Annotated in this window: 20 protein-coding genes; 1 reads left to right on the forward strand and 19 read right to left on the reverse strand. The window is 51.4% G+C overall.

Features of this window, described 5'->3' with window-relative positions:
* Nucleotides 1-190 precede the first annotated feature (190 nt).
* The 11 genes from ACULM0_RS04225 to ACULM0_RS04275 form a co-directional block, all read right to left on the reverse strand.
* Nucleotides 191-505: a CZB domain-containing protein gene (locus tag ACULM0_RS04225; RefSeq protein WP_463679219.1), complete on the reverse strand. Its 315-nt coding sequence runs from the start codon at nucleotides 503-505 to the stop codon at nucleotides 191-193.
* Nucleotides 502-1,494 carry a methyl-accepting chemotaxis protein gene (locus tag ACULM0_RS04230; protein ID WP_463679220.1) on the reverse strand — a complete coding sequence of 331 codons (993 nt, stop codon included), beginning with the start codon at nucleotides 1,492-1,494 and terminating at the stop codon, nucleotides 502-504. Before ACULM0_RS04230 ends, ACULM0_RS04225 begins: the two co-directional genes overlap by 4 nt.
* A 347-nt stretch (nucleotides 1,495-1,841) precedes the next feature.
* Complete coding sequence (locus tag ACULM0_RS04235) at nucleotides 1,842-2,456, reverse strand: class I SAM-dependent methyltransferase (RefSeq protein WP_463679221.1); 615 nt, start codon at nucleotides 2,454-2,456, stop codon at nucleotides 1,842-1,844.
* A gap of 236 nt (nucleotides 2,457-2,692) precedes the next feature.
* Nucleotides 2,693-3,673, reverse strand: a complete 981-nt coding sequence (locus ACULM0_RS04240; protein WP_463679222.1) for a lipoate--protein ligase — start codon at nucleotides 3,671-3,673, stop codon at nucleotides 2,693-2,695.
* Nucleotides 3,666-5,375, reverse strand: coding sequence for a dihydrolipoyl dehydrogenase (gene lpdA, locus ACULM0_RS04245; protein ID WP_463679223.1), 1,710 nt, complete (start codon nucleotides 5,373-5,375; stop codon nucleotides 3,666-3,668). Before lpdA ends, ACULM0_RS04240 begins: the two co-directional genes overlap by 8 nt.
* A 57-nt stretch (nucleotides 5,376-5,432) precedes the next feature.
* Nucleotides 5,433-5,786, reverse strand: a complete 354-nt coding sequence (locus ACULM0_RS04250) for a carboxymuconolactone decarboxylase family protein (protein ID WP_463679224.1) — start codon at nucleotides 5,784-5,786, stop codon at nucleotides 5,433-5,435.
* A 162-nt stretch (nucleotides 5,787-5,948) separates the two neighbouring features.
* On the reverse strand, nucleotides 5,949-6,365 hold the full coding sequence (locus ACULM0_RS04255) for a MarR family winged helix-turn-helix transcriptional regulator (protein WP_463679225.1): 417 nt from the start codon (nucleotides 6,363-6,365) through the stop codon (nucleotides 5,949-5,951).
* A gap of 174 nt (nucleotides 6,366-6,539) precedes the next feature.
* Nucleotides 6,540-7,343: a MerR family transcriptional regulator gene (locus ACULM0_RS04260; RefSeq protein WP_463679226.1), complete on the reverse strand. Its 804-nt coding sequence runs from the start codon at nucleotides 7,341-7,343 to the stop codon at nucleotides 6,540-6,542.
* Nucleotides 7,344-7,415: 72 nt separating this feature from the next.
* A complete protein-coding gene (locus ACULM0_RS04265; protein WP_463679849.1) occupies nucleotides 7,416-8,177 on the reverse strand; it encodes a MerR family transcriptional regulator in 762 nt (253 codons plus the stop codon).
* Between the two features lie 71 nt (nucleotides 8,178-8,248).
* On the reverse strand, nucleotides 8,249-8,473 hold the full coding sequence (locus ACULM0_RS04270) for a VOC family protein (protein WP_463679227.1): 225 nt from the start codon (nucleotides 8,471-8,473) through the stop codon (nucleotides 8,249-8,251).
* The gene (locus ACULM0_RS04275; RefSeq protein ID WP_463679228.1) at nucleotides 8,470-8,658 is read right to left on the reverse strand and encodes a hypothetical protein; all 189 of its coding nucleotides are present in this window, start codon (nucleotides 8,656-8,658) and stop codon (nucleotides 8,470-8,472) included. Before ACULM0_RS04275 ends, ACULM0_RS04270 begins: the two co-directional genes overlap by 4 nt.
* A gap of 191 nt (nucleotides 8,659-8,849) precedes the next feature.
* Between ACULM0_RS04275 and ACULM0_RS04280 the strand changes: the two genes are divergently transcribed.
* Nucleotides 8,850-9,611, forward strand: a complete 762-nt coding sequence (locus ACULM0_RS04280) for a glucose 1-dehydrogenase (RefSeq protein ID WP_463679229.1) — start codon at nucleotides 8,850-8,852, stop codon at nucleotides 9,609-9,611.
* An 88-nt stretch (nucleotides 9,612-9,699) separates the two neighbouring features.
* On the opposite strand, the gene surE is transcribed toward ACULM0_RS04280, so the two are convergent.
* The 8 genes from surE to ACULM0_RS04320 form a co-directional block, all read right to left on the reverse strand.
* On the reverse strand, nucleotides 9,700-10,491 hold the full coding sequence (surE, locus tag ACULM0_RS04285) for a 5'/3'-nucleotidase SurE (RefSeq protein WP_463679230.1): 792 nt from the start codon (nucleotides 10,489-10,491) through the stop codon (nucleotides 9,700-9,702).
* Nucleotides 10,488-12,098: a BCCT family transporter gene (locus tag ACULM0_RS04290; protein WP_463679231.1), complete on the reverse strand. Its 1,611-nt coding sequence runs from the start codon at nucleotides 12,096-12,098 to the stop codon at nucleotides 10,488-10,490. Before ACULM0_RS04290 ends, surE begins: the two co-directional genes overlap by 4 nt.
* A 143-nt stretch (nucleotides 12,099-12,241) precedes the next feature.
* The gene (locus ACULM0_RS04295) at nucleotides 12,242-13,516 is read right to left on the reverse strand and encodes an MFS transporter (protein WP_463679232.1); all 1,275 of its coding nucleotides are present in this window, start codon (nucleotides 13,514-13,516) and stop codon (nucleotides 12,242-12,244) included.
* An 89-nt stretch (nucleotides 13,517-13,605) separates the two neighbouring features.
* The gene (locus ACULM0_RS04300; RefSeq protein ID WP_463679233.1) at nucleotides 13,606-15,042 is read right to left on the reverse strand and encodes an FGGY-family carbohydrate kinase; all 1,437 of its coding nucleotides are present in this window, start codon (nucleotides 15,040-15,042) and stop codon (nucleotides 13,606-13,608) included.
* A gap of 32 nt (nucleotides 15,043-15,074) precedes the next feature.
* Entirely contained in the window at nucleotides 15,075-15,857 is a 783-nt protein-coding gene (locus ACULM0_RS04305) for an SDR family oxidoreductase (RefSeq protein ID WP_463679234.1), read from the reverse strand.
* Nucleotides 15,858-15,865: 8 nt separating this feature from the next.
* The gene (locus tag ACULM0_RS04310; protein ID WP_463679235.1) at nucleotides 15,866-16,816 is read right to left on the reverse strand and encodes an electron transfer flavoprotein subunit alpha/FixB family protein; all 951 of its coding nucleotides are present in this window, start codon (nucleotides 16,814-16,816) and stop codon (nucleotides 15,866-15,868) included.
* On the reverse strand, nucleotides 16,817-17,611 hold the full coding sequence (locus ACULM0_RS04315) for an electron transfer flavoprotein subunit beta/FixA family protein (protein WP_463679236.1): 795 nt from the start codon (nucleotides 17,609-17,611) through the stop codon (nucleotides 16,817-16,819).
* Nucleotides 17,612-17,615: 4 nt separating this feature from the next.
* On the reverse strand, nucleotides 17,616-19,097 hold the full coding sequence (locus tag ACULM0_RS04320) for an FAD-binding oxidoreductase (RefSeq protein WP_463679237.1): 1,482 nt from the start codon (nucleotides 19,095-19,097) through the stop codon (nucleotides 17,616-17,618).
* Nucleotides 19,098-19,356: the final 259 nt, after the last annotated feature.

Consider the following 19,356-nt stretch of genomic DNA (forward strand, 5'->3'; position numbering starts at 1 on the left):
TCCAATCATTCTTCCTATCTCATCTACCGTAGTCTACCACACAGAGCAGAGGGAGATGATTGAATTGTCAGATTTTAATACTTTCTCTATTCGAGCTTAATCTCCAGAGTATACCTTTCTCCTTATTCCGATAAAAAAATCTCCCCACGATCACAAATCATCTTGATCGAGGGGGAGATGTTCCACTGAGCTAACCTTTCATCTTCTGCTTAAGTATCTTAAGATTTTTCACGACCTCTTGCGAATAACCATCGATAGCAATCAGCGCCTCATCCGCCTTCTTCAGATCACCGCGGTTGTAGGCGGAGATGGCTTGCTTAGCTGTCTCGTGAAGTCGCTTATGCGGTCTCTCCATCTCGTCCATAATCCTTTTGATTTCTGCACCCGTCACGGTCAGATCATCGACCCACTGGCCCAGCCGGCAGGTGTGGTGATTGCCGACGGTCTTTTCATCGAGGGTCGTGTAGCCCAAGATCATATTGTAGATCCGCCATTTCCACATCATGTGGTCGGTATGGAGAGCTCGATGGATAGGATCTCGTCCGAAGCATTTTGATCCTCCACTATCGACAGACGGATCTCATCGATCTTCTGGGAAATGGTGAAAAAAGCCTCCCCCGTCATCTCGGCCTCGCGGCTCAGAGCATTGGCCTTCTCGTTCACGTCCATCAGGTGAGCCGACATCTCTTGTGTTACAGCCGTCTGTTCTTCCGTATTTGCCGAGATATCCCGGAATCGGTCGCCCACTTCCTCCAGCGATCGAGTGATACCCTCGATCCCCTCGGAGGCTGACCTCATGGTGCTTCTCGACGACTCGAAGGAACGGGAAACGGTGTCCATCCCGTTTGAGGTACTCTTGATCTTATCCGTCAGCGTCGATACCGTCCGCTGGATGTTGATCACCTGCTGGCGCGTGTTCTCCGCTAATTTCCGGATTTCATCCGCCACCACGGCAAAGCCCCGTCCTTGTTCCCCGGCACGCGCTGCCTCGATTGATGCGTTCAGAGCCAAGAGATTCGTCTGGTCTGCCACGGCTTCGATCACGTCCACCATCTCGTTGATCCGTCCGGTTTCCGCCGTCACCTCATCCATGGCACGCTTCACCTTGTCGATCTCTTCAATATTCTTCTCCAATACTTCGAAAGAAGTCTCGATCCCTTGAAGGCTCGAACGGGTATCACCTACCGTCTGGACCATGTTGGTGTTCGATTGTTGCACAAATTCCGCGATGTCTTCTGCCGCCGCTGTCAGCTCCTCGCTACTCGCCGCCACCGTTTCGATCGTTTCCGACTGCGATTTTGCGTCTACAATCATTCCCCGCACATAATCGAGCTCCGTCATGTACTTCAAGAGATCGTTGACGCCACTGAGTGTCTTCAGCGAACAGCTCTCTTGGTAGGTATAGTTTTCTAGCAGTGCATCGTATTTTTCTTCGACTTCCTTCTTCTGAACAGCTTCTGGTGAGATCACCGGGCTCTTTTTCCGACCGAACATGAAACACACTCCTTTTGTTTAAATATTTCGACATTGATAACGATTATTCTCAGTATATCGTTCCACGATGAGAATAGATACAAGTCATCATGCACTCGGCAACATGTGAACCATTCTCAAAATAATCCCCTGCTCATGTATTATGTGCATTTGTCATGTCTCGGTCTACTGGTACTGGGCAATGTGATCACCACCATACCCAGGGAACCGCCAGTCCATGGACAGCACCCCAATAGTTGAACTCGCCATGACTGAATTCACGAGTGTGCGGGCGCGAAATCATCAAGTGGAAAGCCGTTTATTCTATGCGACCTCTCAGGGGTTGCTTTTCTTTGTGATGGTAGTGCTCAGCGAACGACTTTGATCCACTTGATCACGTCTCCCACCCTGTGTTCGACCGTTATGTTTTCGAACCCCGCTCTTTCAATGTTTTTAACCGTCTTTCGGTTAATGTTGGCACCGATCAAGCGGACGACGATCGGGTTCAGTAGATCCATCATGAGTCCAAGAAGGGATTTTTCGCTTCTGACATGCTCTAACATCACGAGCTCTCCTCCGGGTTTCAGCACACGTCTGATCTCCCGGAGACCCTTTACGGGATCGGGCACCGAACAGAACACATAGGTAGTGAAAACATAGTCAAAGCTTGCATCGTCAAAGGCCAAATTTTGAACATCCATCTGCCTCAGCACTGGTGGATTCTTCAATTTCTCAGCCTTTTCCCTAGCCTTTTCCAGCATGCTTTCACTGAAGTCGATCGCCGTGATCTCAGCATCTTCCGGGTAGTATTTCAGGTTCTTCCCCGTCCCGACACCAACTTCAAGCGTTCTGTCGTGCGCTCCACTGAGAATCTCCTGCCTCCAGTTCTCGGGCGTGATCCAGTCCATCGGTTTATCCATCCAATCGTAAATCCTAGACACACGGTCATATCTTTTCTTGATCCTCTTGGTCAGCTGATCCATGTGATCAATCTCCTTTTCTTCGCCCTAGATACCTTGTTGTTTGCCATCTCAATACTTTGACGGCTCTCCCTGACTACATACTATCATGCTCCCTGCAAAAAAAACGCCCCTTCAAAGCACATGCTCGTGCTCCGTTGGGGCGTATCTGTATGCCGATGTGTCCTCGCTCCACCTGAAAGAGAAAGGTATAGGCTCTCTCCGTCCTACGGGATCCTCTTTCGGAGGAGGATGGTGCGTCATAAAACTTGAAGCAGCAATTCTCGAATGGATTCATTGAGCGATGCATCGAAGTCTTGCTTGGATAAAACGTCTTCTAGAGCCTGTCGATCCAGTTGCATGCCCGCGAGAGCTGTTTCGATCTCTTGTATGGGGATTTCCTCTAACAAGTCCGTATAGCATTTTACCTGCTCAATGTGACCATCGATCAGGTCCAGATGCAGACTCATCAGCCCCAGTGGACTCTTATGCTCTAGGATGACAGAAAACTGGGGACTCTCGCCAAAGTTCCAGGACCAGTCTTTGTACTTATCGATGAAAGATTGTATATCCTTTTCCTCTCCAGTGATCCACTCGGTTGCCACCGGCTGATCACTACTCGATATGAAAGCCTCTATCAATGCTTCTTTGAGATCCTCCAGAGTAAGCGTGGGAACCAGCGTCTTGAGATTCACCACACGGGACCGTACAGAAGCAATCCCTTTGGTCTGTAGCTTCAGGGGAGAAACGCTCAGGAAACGCACCATCTCTGGGATCTGCACATCGTAAAGTAAAGTTCCGTGATGACAGTGAACGCCTTTCTCGGTGAAAAAAGCACTTCCAGATATCTTCTTGTCTGCAACCGTCAGGTCATTGCGACCCGAAAAGGCCGCTGTGATCCCCAGGGATTTGAGCGCCTGGATCACGATGTCCATATTATGGCTCACATCGGCTTCTTCCTCCTTTGATAAAAAGGTGAAGTTCAGATTCCCTTCATCGTGGTAGACCGCGCCACCGCCGGATAAGCGACGTACAAGGCGGACTTCCTCCTCCTCAAGGCGATTCACAGGGCACTCTTGGTAAGGATTCTGATTGCGACCAATGACCACTGTGCGCCGGTTCTGCCAGAGAAAAAGCAGGTGCTCATGATCAGCCAGTGTCTCCATCAACCATTCTTCTGATGCCAAATTGACAGCAGGATCCATCGAAGTGGAGAAGACCACACGCAAACGATCAGGCAAAGTGGATACCCCTCTTGTCCACCGATAACAGCGCCTCATGGATAGACTCTGCAGTGGTGGGATGTGCCACGATCACATGCGCCGCCTCATCGATTGTCTTTTTACTTGCCATCAGGTAGCCGACTGTGCTGATGAGATCTGTCGCATGTACCCCCACGATCGTGGCGCCTAAGAGCACCCTAGACTCCGGATCTGCCAGTAACTTCACAAAGCCCTTAGTCTCACCAAGTGCCTGGGCTTTTCCATTGGCTGCGAAGGGGAAGATCCCCAGTTGGTAAGGGATATTCTTTGCGATAGCTTCTTTTTCTGTCAGTCCCACCTGTCCTACAGGGGGCATGGTAAAGATGGCGCTGGGTACGCCGTCGTAGTGCATGCTCGCCTTGACACCACTCAAATGATCGGCAGCCACGATCCCCTGATGGGAAGCTACATGGGCCAGTTGGAGAATGTTCGTTACATCACCGATAGCATAAATTTTCGGATTAGATGTACACATGTGTTCATCCACCTCAATTCCGCTACCTTTTTCGTTTAGCTTCACACCCAGCTTCTCGAGATCCAGGGCATCCAGTGCCGCGCGCCTTCCCACGGCCATGGCCACCCGTTCGCTTGTCAGTAGCATACGTGCACCTTCTTTTTCTAGTGTCACGATCTTCTTGCCATCGAGGCTCTCTTCAATCGACAGGGCTTTAGTAGCCTCATGAAGATGTATCCCCTTCTCTCGAGCAGTCTCACCGATTACCTCAACCACATCCTCATCCAGTAGATTCAAAATCTGCGGGAGGAACTCCACCACATGCACCTCCGTACCGAGTGCATTGTAAAGAAAAGCGAATTCCATTCCGATGACACCGCCACCTATGATGACCATCGAAGCCGGTGCTTTTTCTAAACTGAGCAGCCCACGGTTGTCCAGCAGATCCTCTGCTTCGGCTCCTGGAATCGGCAAACGGAAGGGCTTAGACCCCGTTGCAATGATCAGGTGTTCAAAGACAATCGTGGCATCGAGTTTCTTATTCTTGACCACCAAAGTGGTTTCGTCCTGGACTTCAGCCGTTCCCTGTATGGTGATAATCTCATGGGTTTCCATGAGGTACTCAATGCCCTCCACCAGGGTATCCACCACTTGGTCTTTTCGTTTCATGATTCTTCCCACATCAAAACCAATGTTATCAGCAATCAGACCAAACTCGCAGGCACGGTGCATCTTCTCAAGGAGCTCCACACTGCTCACCAAAGCCTTGGTGGGAATACAGCCCCAGTTGAGACAAGTACCTCCGAGTCTTTCTTTTTCGATCAGGACCACTTTCTTCCCCTGCTGGGCTGCCCTGATTGCCGCCACATATCCACCAGGACCTCCGCCGACAATCGCAACGTCTGCCGTGTGATTCACTTTTTTCGGTGCCGCCAGTCCAAAGGAATAGCTCTTCTTTTTGTCGCCCTTCGCTACACCGGCAACTTTCTCACCTTCGATCGTACCGATCACTTGCCCTTTTTCTACTTTGTCTCCCTCGGCGACCGTCAGTGTTTTTAAAACCCCTTCTACTTCTGAGGTGATCTTAACGGTCCCCTTCTCAGACTCAATGACCAGCACGATATCGCCAGAAGCAATCGTATCACCAGCTTTTTTATTGATCTTTCCCACTTTCCCTGAAGTAGCATGTCCCGAAAGCTTGTGAACCACCAGATTGTGTAACATCATGTATCCTCCTCTTCATGTGGACTCAGACGAAAAAAGGGGCCAAGCCCCTCTTCTCTACTACAGAAAATCGCCTACGAATTCGTCCAGACACTCTTTGAGCAATGTTACAGAATAGGCCATGGACGGCCCGCCGCCAAAGGCCACAGAAACCATAGCCGCCTCAAGGATTTCCTCTCTTGTAGCCCCAGATTCGAGTGCCTTGTACGAATGATAGACGATGCAGTATTCACAACGATTGTAACAACCGATGGCCACACTGATCAGCTCTTTCATCTTTAGATCCAGCGTTCCCGGCTCGTAACTTGCACCCAAAAGACCCATGAAAGCTTCCACATGCTCTGGATTCGTCGCTGCCAAACCCTCTAATCCACCCACAAAATCATTCAGCATTTGTCTCACGTTGTACGCCATTGTATACTCCTCCTTTGAGATTGTTAGCAGTGCAATAATTGCTATGACAAGTAATATACTTAGTATAGCAAGTTGTTCGTTAATTTTCAAACGATTTTTGCAAAAAAAACAAAAAGTCTTTGGCAATTCCAAAGACTCTTCGTCATCCGATCCTCAAGGTCCTTAATCAGACGTTGGATCGTCAATATTCTGAAGCATTTGCGCTAGGACACGTTCATATGCCATTAGGTCATTCTCATCGATTCCTGCGATCAAATCGTTATTGAAGGTCTCCCCAATGGGCAGGAGTTCTTGAATCAACTTCTTGCCCTCAGGTAACAACTCAAGGGTTACCACACGTCGATCTTCCTGGCTGCGCACCCGCTCTACATATCCATCCCTTTCGAGTCGATCGATCAAACGACCTACGCTGGACTCGGCCACGTGCATTTTCTCCGCCAAGTCCTTCTGAGCGATTCCCTCATAGCGGTGGATATAATAAATAGCAATCCACTGGACCCGCGTGACACCTGTATCTTTTAGCCTTCGACCAAAGGCTTCTGAGATTTGCTTGGAGGCATTCTCAGCAATATGGCCCACTCACATATCTATATTGAAAAACACTTGCTCACCCTCTTCCCAAACTCCATTATGGAGGTCACTCTTTTCTCTCTTTTTCGTCTTCTTATCTTTCATTATACATGAATGATAGATCAAAAGAAAACACCCCACAAAAGCACTCCTGCTTTTGTGGGGTGTTTAGCACACAGTTCCCTATTTGATCGGTACCTGCAGTTCTGTCAGCCAATCCTCATCAGACTCCTTGTTCCAAATGCCGTCAATATAGCTCTCTCGGGGATTACCGACCATCTCGTAGCCATTCTCCTCGATCCACTGGAAGAGGTAGGCGTAGGCTTCCCTCAGTCCAGCGTAGGGACCCTTGTGGAGGACTGCCACGACGGTGGCCGACGGCAAGGTCTCGAAGGTGATCGCTTCCGTCCCCACACCAAAATCCGTCACAGCCTCGCAGTGGGCAATGCGCATGTTCTCTTCCCTGTACTCACCGTCGAGGTACTCGATGAAGCAGTACTCGGGCTCTGCGCAGGTTAAGCCAGGGTTGGTCTTCGTCACTTCTTCCCCGATGGCGGGGATCAGTTCAAAATAGCTCTCGTAGTTCGGGGCGACAAGCTCTTTACGGTAGATGATCTGCTCGGGAATCTCCTTGATCACAGCGTTGTACATGGTCATCTCTCCTTCTCTCAGGTTCCGGTTGAAGTAAGCCAGTCGCGAAAGCTGATCACGTGTTTCGGCGAGCTGTTTCTCTAGCATCACCTGACGGCGCGTGATGATCTCCTCCGCACCTTTTCCATCAAGGACCGCTGCAATCTCTTCTAAACTGAGTCCAACCTGCCTGAGGGACAGGATCTGATGCAGCTGTTGCAACTGGTCCGTAGTATAGTAACGGTAGCCGCTCGTCTCATCGATCCGAGCCGGTTTCATAAGACCAATCTCATCGTAGTATCGTAGGGTCTTGACCGTGGTTTTGGTGAGCTTTGAGAACAATCCGATCCGGTACACGTTTCTCACTTCCTTTCGCTTCTATCTTAAGTCTAGAGCCTCCTCCAAGGGGAGAGTCAAGCGATCCAATTCTTAACGTTTTGCGTGGGTTGCGATGGCGTCGCGCAGAAGTGTAACCACATCTTTCCCCGCGCGGTCATTGTAGTACTTAGCAAAGCGCTCATCGGCCACGTACATCTCGGCAAGTCCGATGTGGGCCTCCGGCGAGTAGCTCGGCCAGGTGTAGCCCAGCCACGCCCTGTGCTTCTCATAGACGCGCTTGCCAACTTCACCCTGCACATCTTTCGACCCGACCAGTTCCTCCAAGGCCTCGAAAAGTTCGCTTTCCACCTGCTTCATAGCCTCGAAGTCCGCTTCCGACAGGTTCATGAACTGCTCGTTCGAAGCCGCCACCATCTCCTCACCGTATTTCTCGCGGACCTCCGAGCCGTACTGTTTTTCATTTTTCTCCAGCTGTTCTTTCTTGAATCCCTCGAATTTTTCCTTGTCCGTCATTTCTACCTCTCCTTTGTAGTATCCGATTGTCCTGTCCACTGTCTGGATCAGACGGTCGAGCATCTCGCGCCGTTCGACGAGTTGCTTGCGGTGTGCCGCTAGCGACGCCTGCAGATCGAAATCCGGTCGATGGATAATCGCCCGGATCTCATCCAGGGGCATCTCCATCTCGCGAAAGAGCAAAATCTGCTGCATCCGGTCCACCTCCTCCGGCCCGTAGACCCGGTAACCGGAGGACGCATCCCTGTCCGGTGCCAGCAGGTCGATCTCTTCGTAGTAGCGGAGCGTTCGGGGGCTCACACCCGTCAACCCGGCCATTTCTTTGATTGTGTAAGCGATAGCTGCACCTCCTCACAAGTTCATCTTAAGGGATGACGTAACGTCAAGGTCAAGGGATTCAAGTGAAAAAATTAAACGAGGGACAAAGTCCAGGTCGTGCCGTAGCGATCGACCACGGTCCCCGACCGCCTGCTCCAGAGCGACCCACCAAGCGGGTCCAGCACTCTAACCCCATCAGCCAGTCGATCGAAGCGCTCTTCTAGAGACGGTTCATCATCGAAGCTAAGCTCCAGGTGCGGATGGCACCCGGACCCGGGATCAGCGATCCCGTCTCGATCGGAAAACACGAGGCTCACACCCCCAATCTCCAGGTGCCCCGAGAGCAACCTGGACCTTTCTTCTCCAAGGCTAGGGTAACATGACCCATCATCTCTTCATCCGACAAGATTTGCTCCGCCGGCGAAACACCAAAGGCTTCCGTGTAATACATCATAGCCTCCAGGGCGTTTCTATTGAACTGCATCCGTACTGACAAAACCATAGGGACAAGACTTCCTTTTACTATAGTTTACCATGCTACCGACCCCTATGGCGATTGACCGACCAGAAGGTAAGCTAAATACTTTTGCCAATACTCCGAATCATTACTCTGCTAAAGATTGACATTTCTTTCACGTGGGCGTACGCTATAGATGAACCGTTACGTACATACAGGTCAAAGGAGGTATTCACGTGAAGCTAAAGGGAAAAGTAGCCATCGTCACCGGTGCCAGCTCCGGTATGGGAAGAGAGATCGCCCGCCACTATGCGGCAGAAGGGGCATCGGTCCTGGTCGCCGCCCGAAGAGAAGAACGTCTGAAGTCCCTCGTGGAAGAGGTCGAGGCCGCGGGTGGCGTGATGAAAGCCTGCTCCTGCGACCTGGCCGACCCTGAAGAAGCCGAGCACCTGGTGGACAAGGCCATCAAGGCCTTCGGACATCTGGATATCCTGGTGAACAATGCCGGGATCATGGACAACATGTCCGGGGTGGGCGATGCCACCAACGCCCTCTACCAGAAAGTTTTCGACATCAACGTCCGGGCTCCTTTCATCACCATGCGTAACGCCATCAAGCATTTCGAAGAACGCGGCGGTGGTGTGATCATCAACATCGCCTCCGTAGGCGGCCTCTACGGCCACGTGGCCGGCGCCGTCTACACGGCCAGCAAGCACGCGCTCATCGGTCTGACCAAGAATACCGGTTACACCTACGCCACGAAGAACATCCGCTGCAACGCCATCTGCCCCGGTGCCGTGGCCACCGAGATCGGCCAGACGGAAACCATGCAGGACCTCAACCCGGAGGGCGCCGCCCGCTACGGACTGGGCTTCGCCATGAACCCCAGGACCGGCAAAGGTTCCGAAATCGCCATGGCCGCCCTCTTTCTCGCCAGCGACGACTCATCCTTTGTCAACGGCGAGGCCCTCGTCGTCGACGGTGGCTGGACTGCCTAGACCCTGACCCATAAAAGAACCCCTCTGTTCCTTTCGGGAAGAGAGGGGTTTCTCCTTGCTTTCAAACCATCCGTAATACGCTTACTTCCTATTCTCCGAACAAACCCGGTGCCTCCACCGTCATCAGCGGCGAGATCGGTGTGACCGACACCACCCGGTCCCGGTGGACCGCATGGATATCCGTCCCCACCGCCGCATACTTCACTTGCTCGTTCTGCTCCCAGGCCAATTGAAACCCTTCGTCTAAAGAACGGGTCAGGGGCTTCACGTAACTTCCGAAGTTCATATCGGCCTGCTCGGTCAATCGAACCTCGGTCTCCTGGTCAAGTCCCAAGGGAAAGTTCACATTGAGGATCTTGACCTGTCTCGGGAGTCCCTTCTCGAGCACTTGCTCCACGAGCTGTCGCACGTGGTACTGCTCCGCACACCAGTCGAGCGCTTCAAAGTCTGAAGAACGTTGGTGTTCCAAAGGAATCGCCCTGGAAAAGGCAATCGACGGAATGCCAAAGGTATGGGCTTCAAAAGCAGCTCCCACCGTTCCACTGCAGGTCAGGGCCAGTCCGAGGTTCTCACCGTAGTTGATCCCGCTCACGCAAAGGTCGGGCTTCCGATCGGCAATCTCCACCAACGCATGGGCCACCGCCTGGGCCGGTGAACCCTCGACAGCGTAAGCGTCGATCGATCGACCGTTGATCACCATCGTCCTGCGTTCAAGTCGGCCGACGGTTTCTCCTTTGAGCGAACCTCGCCCCATATTGGTCTGTTGTGACCGCGGGGCAACGACCAGTAGCTCGGCCATGGGCATCAGAGCTTCAATCGCGGCATTTAACCCCGGAGAGGCGATACCATCGTCATTGGTCACGAGAATCAGTGGTTTCATTCGACCGTAGTCTCTCCTTCCGCTGTCTTTACGTCCTTCACTTCTTCCATGTTAGACATCTCGTCAAAACTGGCAGGGTCCCGCATCACCACGAATAACGACGCGATGCTGAGCACACCCAGGAACAGGGCCGGAAAACCACCCAAGTAGGACAACATCTTGATGCCATCGAGACCGAGGGCCGTGATGAAGATCAGAGAAACCGCACCGATGATCACACCCCATGTGATCTTGATGGCGAGCGGTGCTTCCTCACTACCATCCCGTATCCCCGTCGTACAAATACTGGCCATGGCGTTGGTGGTTGAGTCCGTCGCCGTGATGAAAGAGATCATGACGGCGGTCAAGTAGAGGGCGATGAGGACACTCGACAGGGGAAAGGCTCTGAGGACCGCATAGGCAGCCGCTCCCGACCCTTGTTCGTTCATGATCGCCAGCACATCCACTCTACCGGTCAGCTGGAAGTTGATGGTCGTACCCGAGAGAATGGTCATCCAGACCGTACTGAAAACACTGGGCACGATGAAATTCATCATGACCACTTCTTTGATCTTGTAACCGTAGGCGATTCGAGCGAGGAAAACCGCCGCCACCGGCGCCCAGGCCATCCAGTTCGACCAGTAGAACATGGTCCAGTCAGATGCCCAGGTATCCCCTGCCGCCGTACCCGTGAAGAGGGCCTTGGAGAAGAGATTGTCCATGAAACCGCCGAAAGCCTCCGTTCCGAGTCCGAAATTAAAGACCGTAGGACCCAAGATCAAGAGAATCGCGATGATCACGTAATAGATGTAGACATTGATATCCGATAGGATCCGGATTCCTCTCATGAGACCAGTACCGGATGAAATGATAAAAGCAATGGTCCCGAGTACTGTGATCACCACCCAAAGCGTTTTGGAGTTGTCGATCCCCAGTAGTGCATTGAGTCCACCGCCCATGTTCATCACCGCCGTACCAAAGGAAGCCCCGATGCCAGCTGCCACGGTGAAGAGAACGATGGCATCGATGAGACCATTGATCTTTTCCTGGCGTTCTCTCGAAATCAGCGGTGCGATTTGGGACCCCACGCTGAAGGACCGCTTCATGTTGTAGTAAGCGAAGGCAAAGGCGATCGTTGGCACCGCGTAGATGGCATAGGGAACAAAGGTCCAGTGGAGGAAGATCGTTTCCATCGCGAACTTAGCGGCCTCCGGTGACATGGGCTCAATACCGAGGGACGCCGGTGGATAGGCCAGGTGCCACATGGGTTCTGCCGTCCCCCAGAACAAGATCCCAGCGGCTATGGTCGTACACAGGGTAATCGCAAACCACGAAGATTTCTTCAAAAGCGGCTTGGCCTTTTCCCCACCGAGTCGGATGTTTCCAAAGGGAGAGAAGAAGATGAGGACCAGCACGATCACCGATAGGATGCCCGAGATGCTGAACATCCACCCCATGTCCACGACCATGAAATTCTTGGCCATGGTCGTGACCTCTAAAAAGGCACTCGGGTTCAGTCCATTCAGTAGAATGGTCATCAGTAACAAGATTAGCGCTGGAAAAAATACAAAAGGACGTAATTTGTGTTTCGTCACCTGAGCTGTTGTTGTTTTCTGATCATCTGTCATCTTGAATCCCCCCGATGTGAATATCTAGTGTTTTAACCGCCACCACCTCGACCGCCATCCATTAGGATATGAGCAAACAGATGACAGGTTGGAACCCGCCATCTGTTGCATTGAAACTGAAACTCATCTCATTGGTATAGATTTTATGCTGTTACATTACCCGTTTCTTCGGTAAGTTCGTTTGCCTTCTGAGATTTATCAGAAGCTCGTTTTAGGAATATCAAGCTGACGAAGGCGATTCCGAGGAGCACCAAGATATAGGTGAATACCATTTTGTACCCAGCGATCCCAGGGTTCGTATCGAGAATTCTGCCCACGATTTTGAAGTTGAACATATCCGATGTAAAAGCGATCGTAGAGATCAAACCCATAGCGGCTCCCAGCAGACGCTTGGGTGTGCCCACTTCACCAACCGGCGCGAAGTACAGACCGCGCAGTACAAAGGTCATCAAACCGATCAGCGCGATGACCACGCTGATGATCAGGACGAAGGCAGCCGATACAGGTAGGATCATCGTGATTCCGATCAGCACGGCGAGGAAGACAACACTGATCTTCATCGATGGAATCGAAGAACCGGTTCTCGTTGTCAAAAAGGTACCCACGATACCAGATACGGGTCGGAACAGGTGGTTCTTGAAGGTCGCTACCAGCGCCGCTGCCGCAGCAGAGACACCGAAGACTTCCGTCATGAAAGGTGTAAAATAGCTTGATGTTGTATAAACCGTATAGATTGCGAAAATACATACCGCCAGGATCCATGTGATCGGCATCTTGGCCACTTCGAACATGTCCTTGATCACGTTCATACCGTTTTCACGTTCTTCTTCCGCGATGTTGTTATGGGGTACGAAAATGAGGGAGGCGACGCCTGCCAACATACAAAGGCCTGAGTATAAATAGAGTACAACGACAAATCTTTCCGGTGTGCTACCCACGCCAGCGATCATAGCCGTAGCGGTCAAGGCTGCGATCGAAGTGATCACGCCACGTCCACCTTCCGTCAAGGAGAAGAGTTTTCCCTGCTCACTCTTGTCACCGAGCATACTGATGGCCTTCAGGAAGGTTGCCCAGAAGGTAAAGATCGTGGTGATCCCCCAGAAGGCAAAGAGCATTCTGGCACCGTTGAAACTCGGCCATGTGGAAAGGTAGATACCGCCCAACCCCGTACCGATCAGCGAAAAGGCCAGCAGGTACTTGTGCGACAATCGGTCGGCAAGCCAACCACCTGGGATGTAGAAGATAAAGGCCAGCGTACCGTAAAAACTCATCAGTTCGCCGAATTGTTCGTGGGTTAAGTTCAGTCCCTCGCGAAGCGGATCATAAAATGTGTAACGCATGTAGGGAAGTTCAAAGATGATACCAGCAGCAGTCGCGAGGATTGCTACGACGATCCATTTCTTAGTGCTCTCTTTCATGTTTTCCTCCTTATAACCAATACAACACGCAATACGCCAATGAGTTTCAGGTTACAATCATCAGACTTCAGGATGGAATCAACCGAGCATCAATCGTTCAAGATCTTGTGAGAGATTTTCAACAGTTCGTCGGTGTGTGCCGGAATGTGCCGGTAGACTTTCTCGTTGATCTCAGCATAGAGATCCACATTCTTCTCCACGGGGACAAAAGTATCCCGTCTTCTCACCATATGGTCAACGGCCTGATCGCGGTCTTCGTAGATCCCTAGCGCAAGTGCGACGCAGATGGCTGCTCCCATGCTAGCAGAACCATTCACCACGTTCCTGTGCGCCGGAATACCAAAGACATCGGCGAAGATCTGCATGAACAGTTCGCCGTTCGATCCACCACCGCTCACGATGAGATCTTTCATCTCGACACCGCGCTCATCGCACATGGCCTGGGCGCTGTTCTTCATGGTCATGGCGATGCCCTCGAGCACTGAACGGAACATATGCGGTCCCCTGTGGCTACCGTTGAAACCGATCATCATCCCCCGCTCATGGAGATGAGAAGGTCTTGCCAACCAGTGGAGCACCGTGTAGAGACCATTCGAACCCGCCGGCACATCTTGGGCCAGCACATTGAGATATCCTTCAGGTGTCAGACCGCGCTCTTCGGCCCCTCTCACAATATCGGACCCGAGGAGATCCTTGACCCATGTTACCGTCGCCATGCCCCTGCGAATCCCACTGCTCTCGTAGAGGAACTCACCCTTGACCGCTCCAGGATTGCTCCAGTAGGCCGTTGTGTTGGGATCGTTGAAGTCCCCCACCATCATCGAGGTGATGTACGTTCCGAGCGATACCAGGACCGAACCATCGTTCTTGAGTCCTGCGCCCAGCCCTTCGACCGCCTTATCGTTGGCAGTGGTCACCACGGGGATTCCTTCCGGTAGGCCTGTCGCCTCACTAGCGAAGGCATTGACCCTACCCACAACTGTTGCAGGGTCCGCGAGATCGAAAAGCATCTCCCGGGGTACTTGGTAGGCGTCGAAGGTTTCTTGGTCGTCAAACCACTCCAGTGTCATGGGATCAATCGGCCAGGGACCCACGTAATTGCTGCGGGTGTCCTTGGTCTCACCGGTCAAGCGGTGGGTCAAGTACCCCGTCAAGGTTGTTACATAGCGGACGGCATCATCCTCATGTTCATAGGGTCTGGATAACCGGAGGTCCATCCAGCTCTGTACCGGTGAGGCCAGGTTTCCATCCTCCTTGACAAGCGCTCGACAGCAACGGATTGAGCCGAGACCCACGCCGATAATATCCTCCAGATTACCGTGGAATTTTTCGAACATACCTTTGCAGGCGGTCTTAAGGCTATCCCACAGGTCATCGTCCGGGTGCTCTGCCCTGCCCTCGCCATATAAGACGATTTCTTTTAGTTTCGTCGTGTGCGAGCATACTTCCGTGCCGTGAATATCGAATATTGCGACTTTTGTGCTTTGCGTTCCCCCGTCGATCGCTACAATATACTGATCTTTCATTCTCGTCTCCTCACTTCTATCTTTTCGATTGGTTACCGCATCAAGTAGCCGCCGTCGACGGTAAGGACCGTTCCGTTGACGTAGTCTGATGCCGGGCTCGCCAGGAATACCGTTGCGCCCATGAGATCCGCCGTGTCTCCCCAGCGGTTAGCGGGAATGTGCGCTAGGATCTCAGCGTTTCGCTTTTCGTCGCTGCGCGTCATGGCCGTAAGCGGCGTTGCGTAGTAACCGGGAGCGATGGCATTCACCTGGATGTTAAACTGACCGAGCTCATCACACATAGCTTTCGTCAGACCCACGATGCCGTGCTTTGTCGATGCATAGGCCGGCGACCATTGTCCACCCAAGAAGGAATAGAGGGATGCGATATTGATGATCTTACCGCTTTCTTGCTTGATCATATGTTTGCATGACTCGTGGATCATCTCGAATGCGGCGGTCAGGTTGATTGACACCATCTTGTCCCATTCTTTTCTCGTGTACTTCGTGACATCTTGGACGTTGATGCTGATGCCAGCGCAGTTCACCAGAATATCCACACTGCCCCAGGTATCCACGCAAGCATCGACGATCCTCTTGCACTCACCATCAGCCGTGATGTCCGCTTCCACGAATTTGTAAGCGGCACCGGTTTCTTCGATCAACTCTTTCGTGCTACCGTCATCATCCACCAAACTCGCAACCAGCACATTCGCCCCACCTTTGGCTAGGGCTAGTGAGAATGCCTGACCCAGTCCACCGTTACCACCTGTGACAATTGCATTTTTGCCCTCGAGTGAGAAGAAATCCAAACTAAAATCCTTAATATCCATCATTGACCTCCTTATGGTTTTGACACGTTGCTCTGTCGGATCTTTTCGGTGATTCTTTCAACGAACTCCAAGGCGTCCCCTTCCACGACCAAATCGGAGAGGGAGCAGATCGGAGCGTCCTTGTTGGTATTGACCGAGATGATGTGCTCTACATTCTTCAAACCTTCCACGTGCTGTATCGCTCCGTTGATGCCGAGTGCGATGTACAACTTGGGACTGACCGTTTTGCCCGACTGACCCACCTGGATCCGTCTGCTCGCGACCCCTTTATCGATCACCTTCCTGCTGGCCGACACATGGCCCCCCAGGTAATCGGCCAAAGTAGAAAGCTGATCAAACTGCTTGAGCATACCGCCACCACCGGAGATCAGCACTTCACTGTCCCGGATATCATAGGTCTGCGGTTTCTCCTTTGTCTCCAAAAGCTTCAAGCCCTGGTCTCGGACTTTGCGCGGTTTGAACGCGATGATCTTCGTTTCTTTTTCCCGAGCGTCTTCATACTGAAAGACATTGGGTCTGACGCTCATCATCAAGGGTCCCTCGCCCATCTGCTTGATCGCTGCCATGATCTTCCCACTGAAAGCGGGACGGATCATCTCGAGTTGATCGCCTTGGTACTGGATGTCCGTTACATCTGCCACCAGTCCCACGTGCAAGCGCATGGCGAGCCTCGGGGCCAGCATCCTACCTTGATGGGTTGCAGGAATCAAAATGCAGTCGAAAGCATACGTTTCATGCAGCTCCTCAAGAACATCCGTCACCATCATCGCATCGGATTGGAAAACCTTTTCCTCTTCGACATGGATAAATTGATCGAAGGCCCCCTTCACTTCTCCGTAGGTTTGGTTTACACTGACTGCTATGGTCTCGCACGCATCTCCGTAAATACGTCTTGCGACCTCGCGGAGATCCATGGCACTCTTGATATTTTCCGGATCGATGTAAATCATGCATCTCTTCATCTATAAAAATCCTTTTTCTTTTAAGAAAGAGTAGACCCTGTCGATGCCCTGTTCATCGTTGTGGACAACGACCTTGTCTCTCTTCTCATACTTTTTGACGAATGTCCGATTCACCCAGGTGAGTGAACCTTTCATCCCGATTTCCTCGGGGAAAAACCCAAGGTCCCCGTTGTTCAGCGTCTGGATCTGGTCACTCACATCCCTGTTGATATCGGCATACTTGATGTAAGGGAGTTTGTACTTGCTCTCTTTGCTCAAGCTCAGGATACCCGGCAAGTTCATCTCAAAGGTATCGACCGATTGTTCATTGTCGACGGTAAAAACAGCCGCCGAAGCATCCAAACGATCCAGATCGATGTGCATGACATGGGACATCTGTCGGTGGTTGAGCAGTTCTGCTAATTGTCCGGGCACATGTGAGGTGTCGCCATCGATGGCATGTGTTCCGGTCAAGAGCAAATCGTAGGTTTGGCTCTGGATGTATCTGCCTAGGATCTTGCTCGTTGCATAACTATCGCTACCGGAAAAGAGCGGATCAGAAATGTGGATCACCCGGTCGACCCCCATCCGGATCAAATCTTGCAGGATGGGCACGGCAGACTTAGGTGCCATGGTTACCACTTCGATCGCGACGTCTTGTCTCGCTGCCTTTGCTTTCAAAGCAAAGGCAACGCTACAAGCATCCTCTGGATTCAGGATCATCCGGACATTTTCCCGGACAACCGTGTTCCGTTCAAAATCATACTGAAATTTATCCACGTCCGGCACAATCTTCACTGAACATAGAAGTTTCATGGTCCTATCCTTTGTAGATGTATTTTTGAATAGCGTCTTCTTGTGGGAAGATCGTCCCGTAGTTCATGATGCCCTTGGGATCAAAGACTTCTTTGAGCTTCTCGAGCATGTAGAAGGCTGAACCGTGCTCTGCCTTTGACCACTCGTTTCGGAATTTCCCGATGCCGTGGTGGTGACACATAGATCCACCGAACTTAAGCGTCTCTTCCACAATGATCTTTTGAATCGGGTGGTGGTAGACCAGGAGCTCGTCTTCAGGTGCACAGTTGATTTCGTAGTTGTACACGAAGTACATGTTGGTACCGTTGATATAGCTATGTGAGGAGTGACCACCGAGCATCGTCAGTTCGTGGGCACGTGGGAACTCTGTGCGGATTTTGTCGATCACGCTGTTGTAGATTTTGGGAATCGTCTCCCAGTCGGCCGAGATCTCCGTGGTGTAGCCTGCGTGTGAATCGTTCTCCAGCATCCCCTCGAACTCATCGTCGATATCCTGCTGCGACCAGTTGAGGTTCTCAAACCAGTTTTGAATGTGCTTGCTGTCGACCTCTTTGATCACGCCGTCTTTGAATTTTTCAACGGCCTCTTCAATGGCCTTGCCCGTGGCATCTGCAATCCCCTTGGGGCCTTCTGCCATGAACAAGAGGACGCATTTTCCTTCGTAGAAGTGGTAGAAGTGCTGTGCGGCATCTTCCTCCGAATAGGCTCTAGCCACAGAAGGTCTGAATCCGTTGACCATCACTTCACGCAGCACGCTGACGCCGGTTTCAATGTCTTTCACAAGGTATCCGAAGAACTGGTTGTTCTCTGGGAAGTACTTGAAAATCTTCACGGTTACTTCTGTGATGTAGCAAAGGGTCCCCTCGTTACCGATGGCGATGTGTCGGATGTCCGGTCCTCCGGCTCGCCTCGATACGTTTTTGATCCGAGAGATATGTCCATCGGGGAAAACACACTCGAGACCGATGACCATGTCCTCGATACCACCGTAAAGTGTAGAGAACTGACCGATGCTTCTCGTGGCGACTAATCCACCGTACTTGGCAACGGGCTTTGATTGGGGCGAGTGACCAGTCGTGTAACCGATTTTTCTCAGTTCATCCTCTAGATCCTCCAGAGGTACACCGGCCTGAACGGTCGCCTGGCTATTGTAGGCATCAATCTTGATGATCTGGTCGAAATGCAGGGCATCGATTACCAGCGTGGTATCCTTCCAGTTCTCAAGTCCACCCTCGGTTGCTGTTTTGCCGCCTCTGGGAATGACATTGATCACGTTTTCGTTACAGTATTTAAGGAGCATACTCACTTCTTCTGTATTCTTGGGATAGACGATGGCTACAGGTAGCGGAACGTCCAAGACTCTTCGGGCTTTCGCATACTTCTTGTAACGGTCTGCCGATGCATCATAGAGATCTTCTTCATCGGTATTCACCTGTTCCGCGGACAACATTTCTTTCAACTGTTGAATGATCTGTTCTTTTTCCACTGTCGTTTCCTCCTAAATCATTTTCCTTCGATGGTTCCCGTTTTCTTCTGACATAAAATTCTGAATGACATCAAAGTGATGTTTTTAACTTAGGCTCATTATACGTAGTGAAAGGACCCATTGTCAATAATTTTCTGGAAATTTTTCTGATTTTGATTGAATAATGCATACTTTGTGGAAAACTTTCCATCTGATTCTTTTGTATTTTCAGACTTCTACACATTCTGTAGGGATAGTGATATAATGAAAAAGTAAGACA

This window comes from Halotolerantifilum yawarlongkerapense, assembly GCF_054506745.1.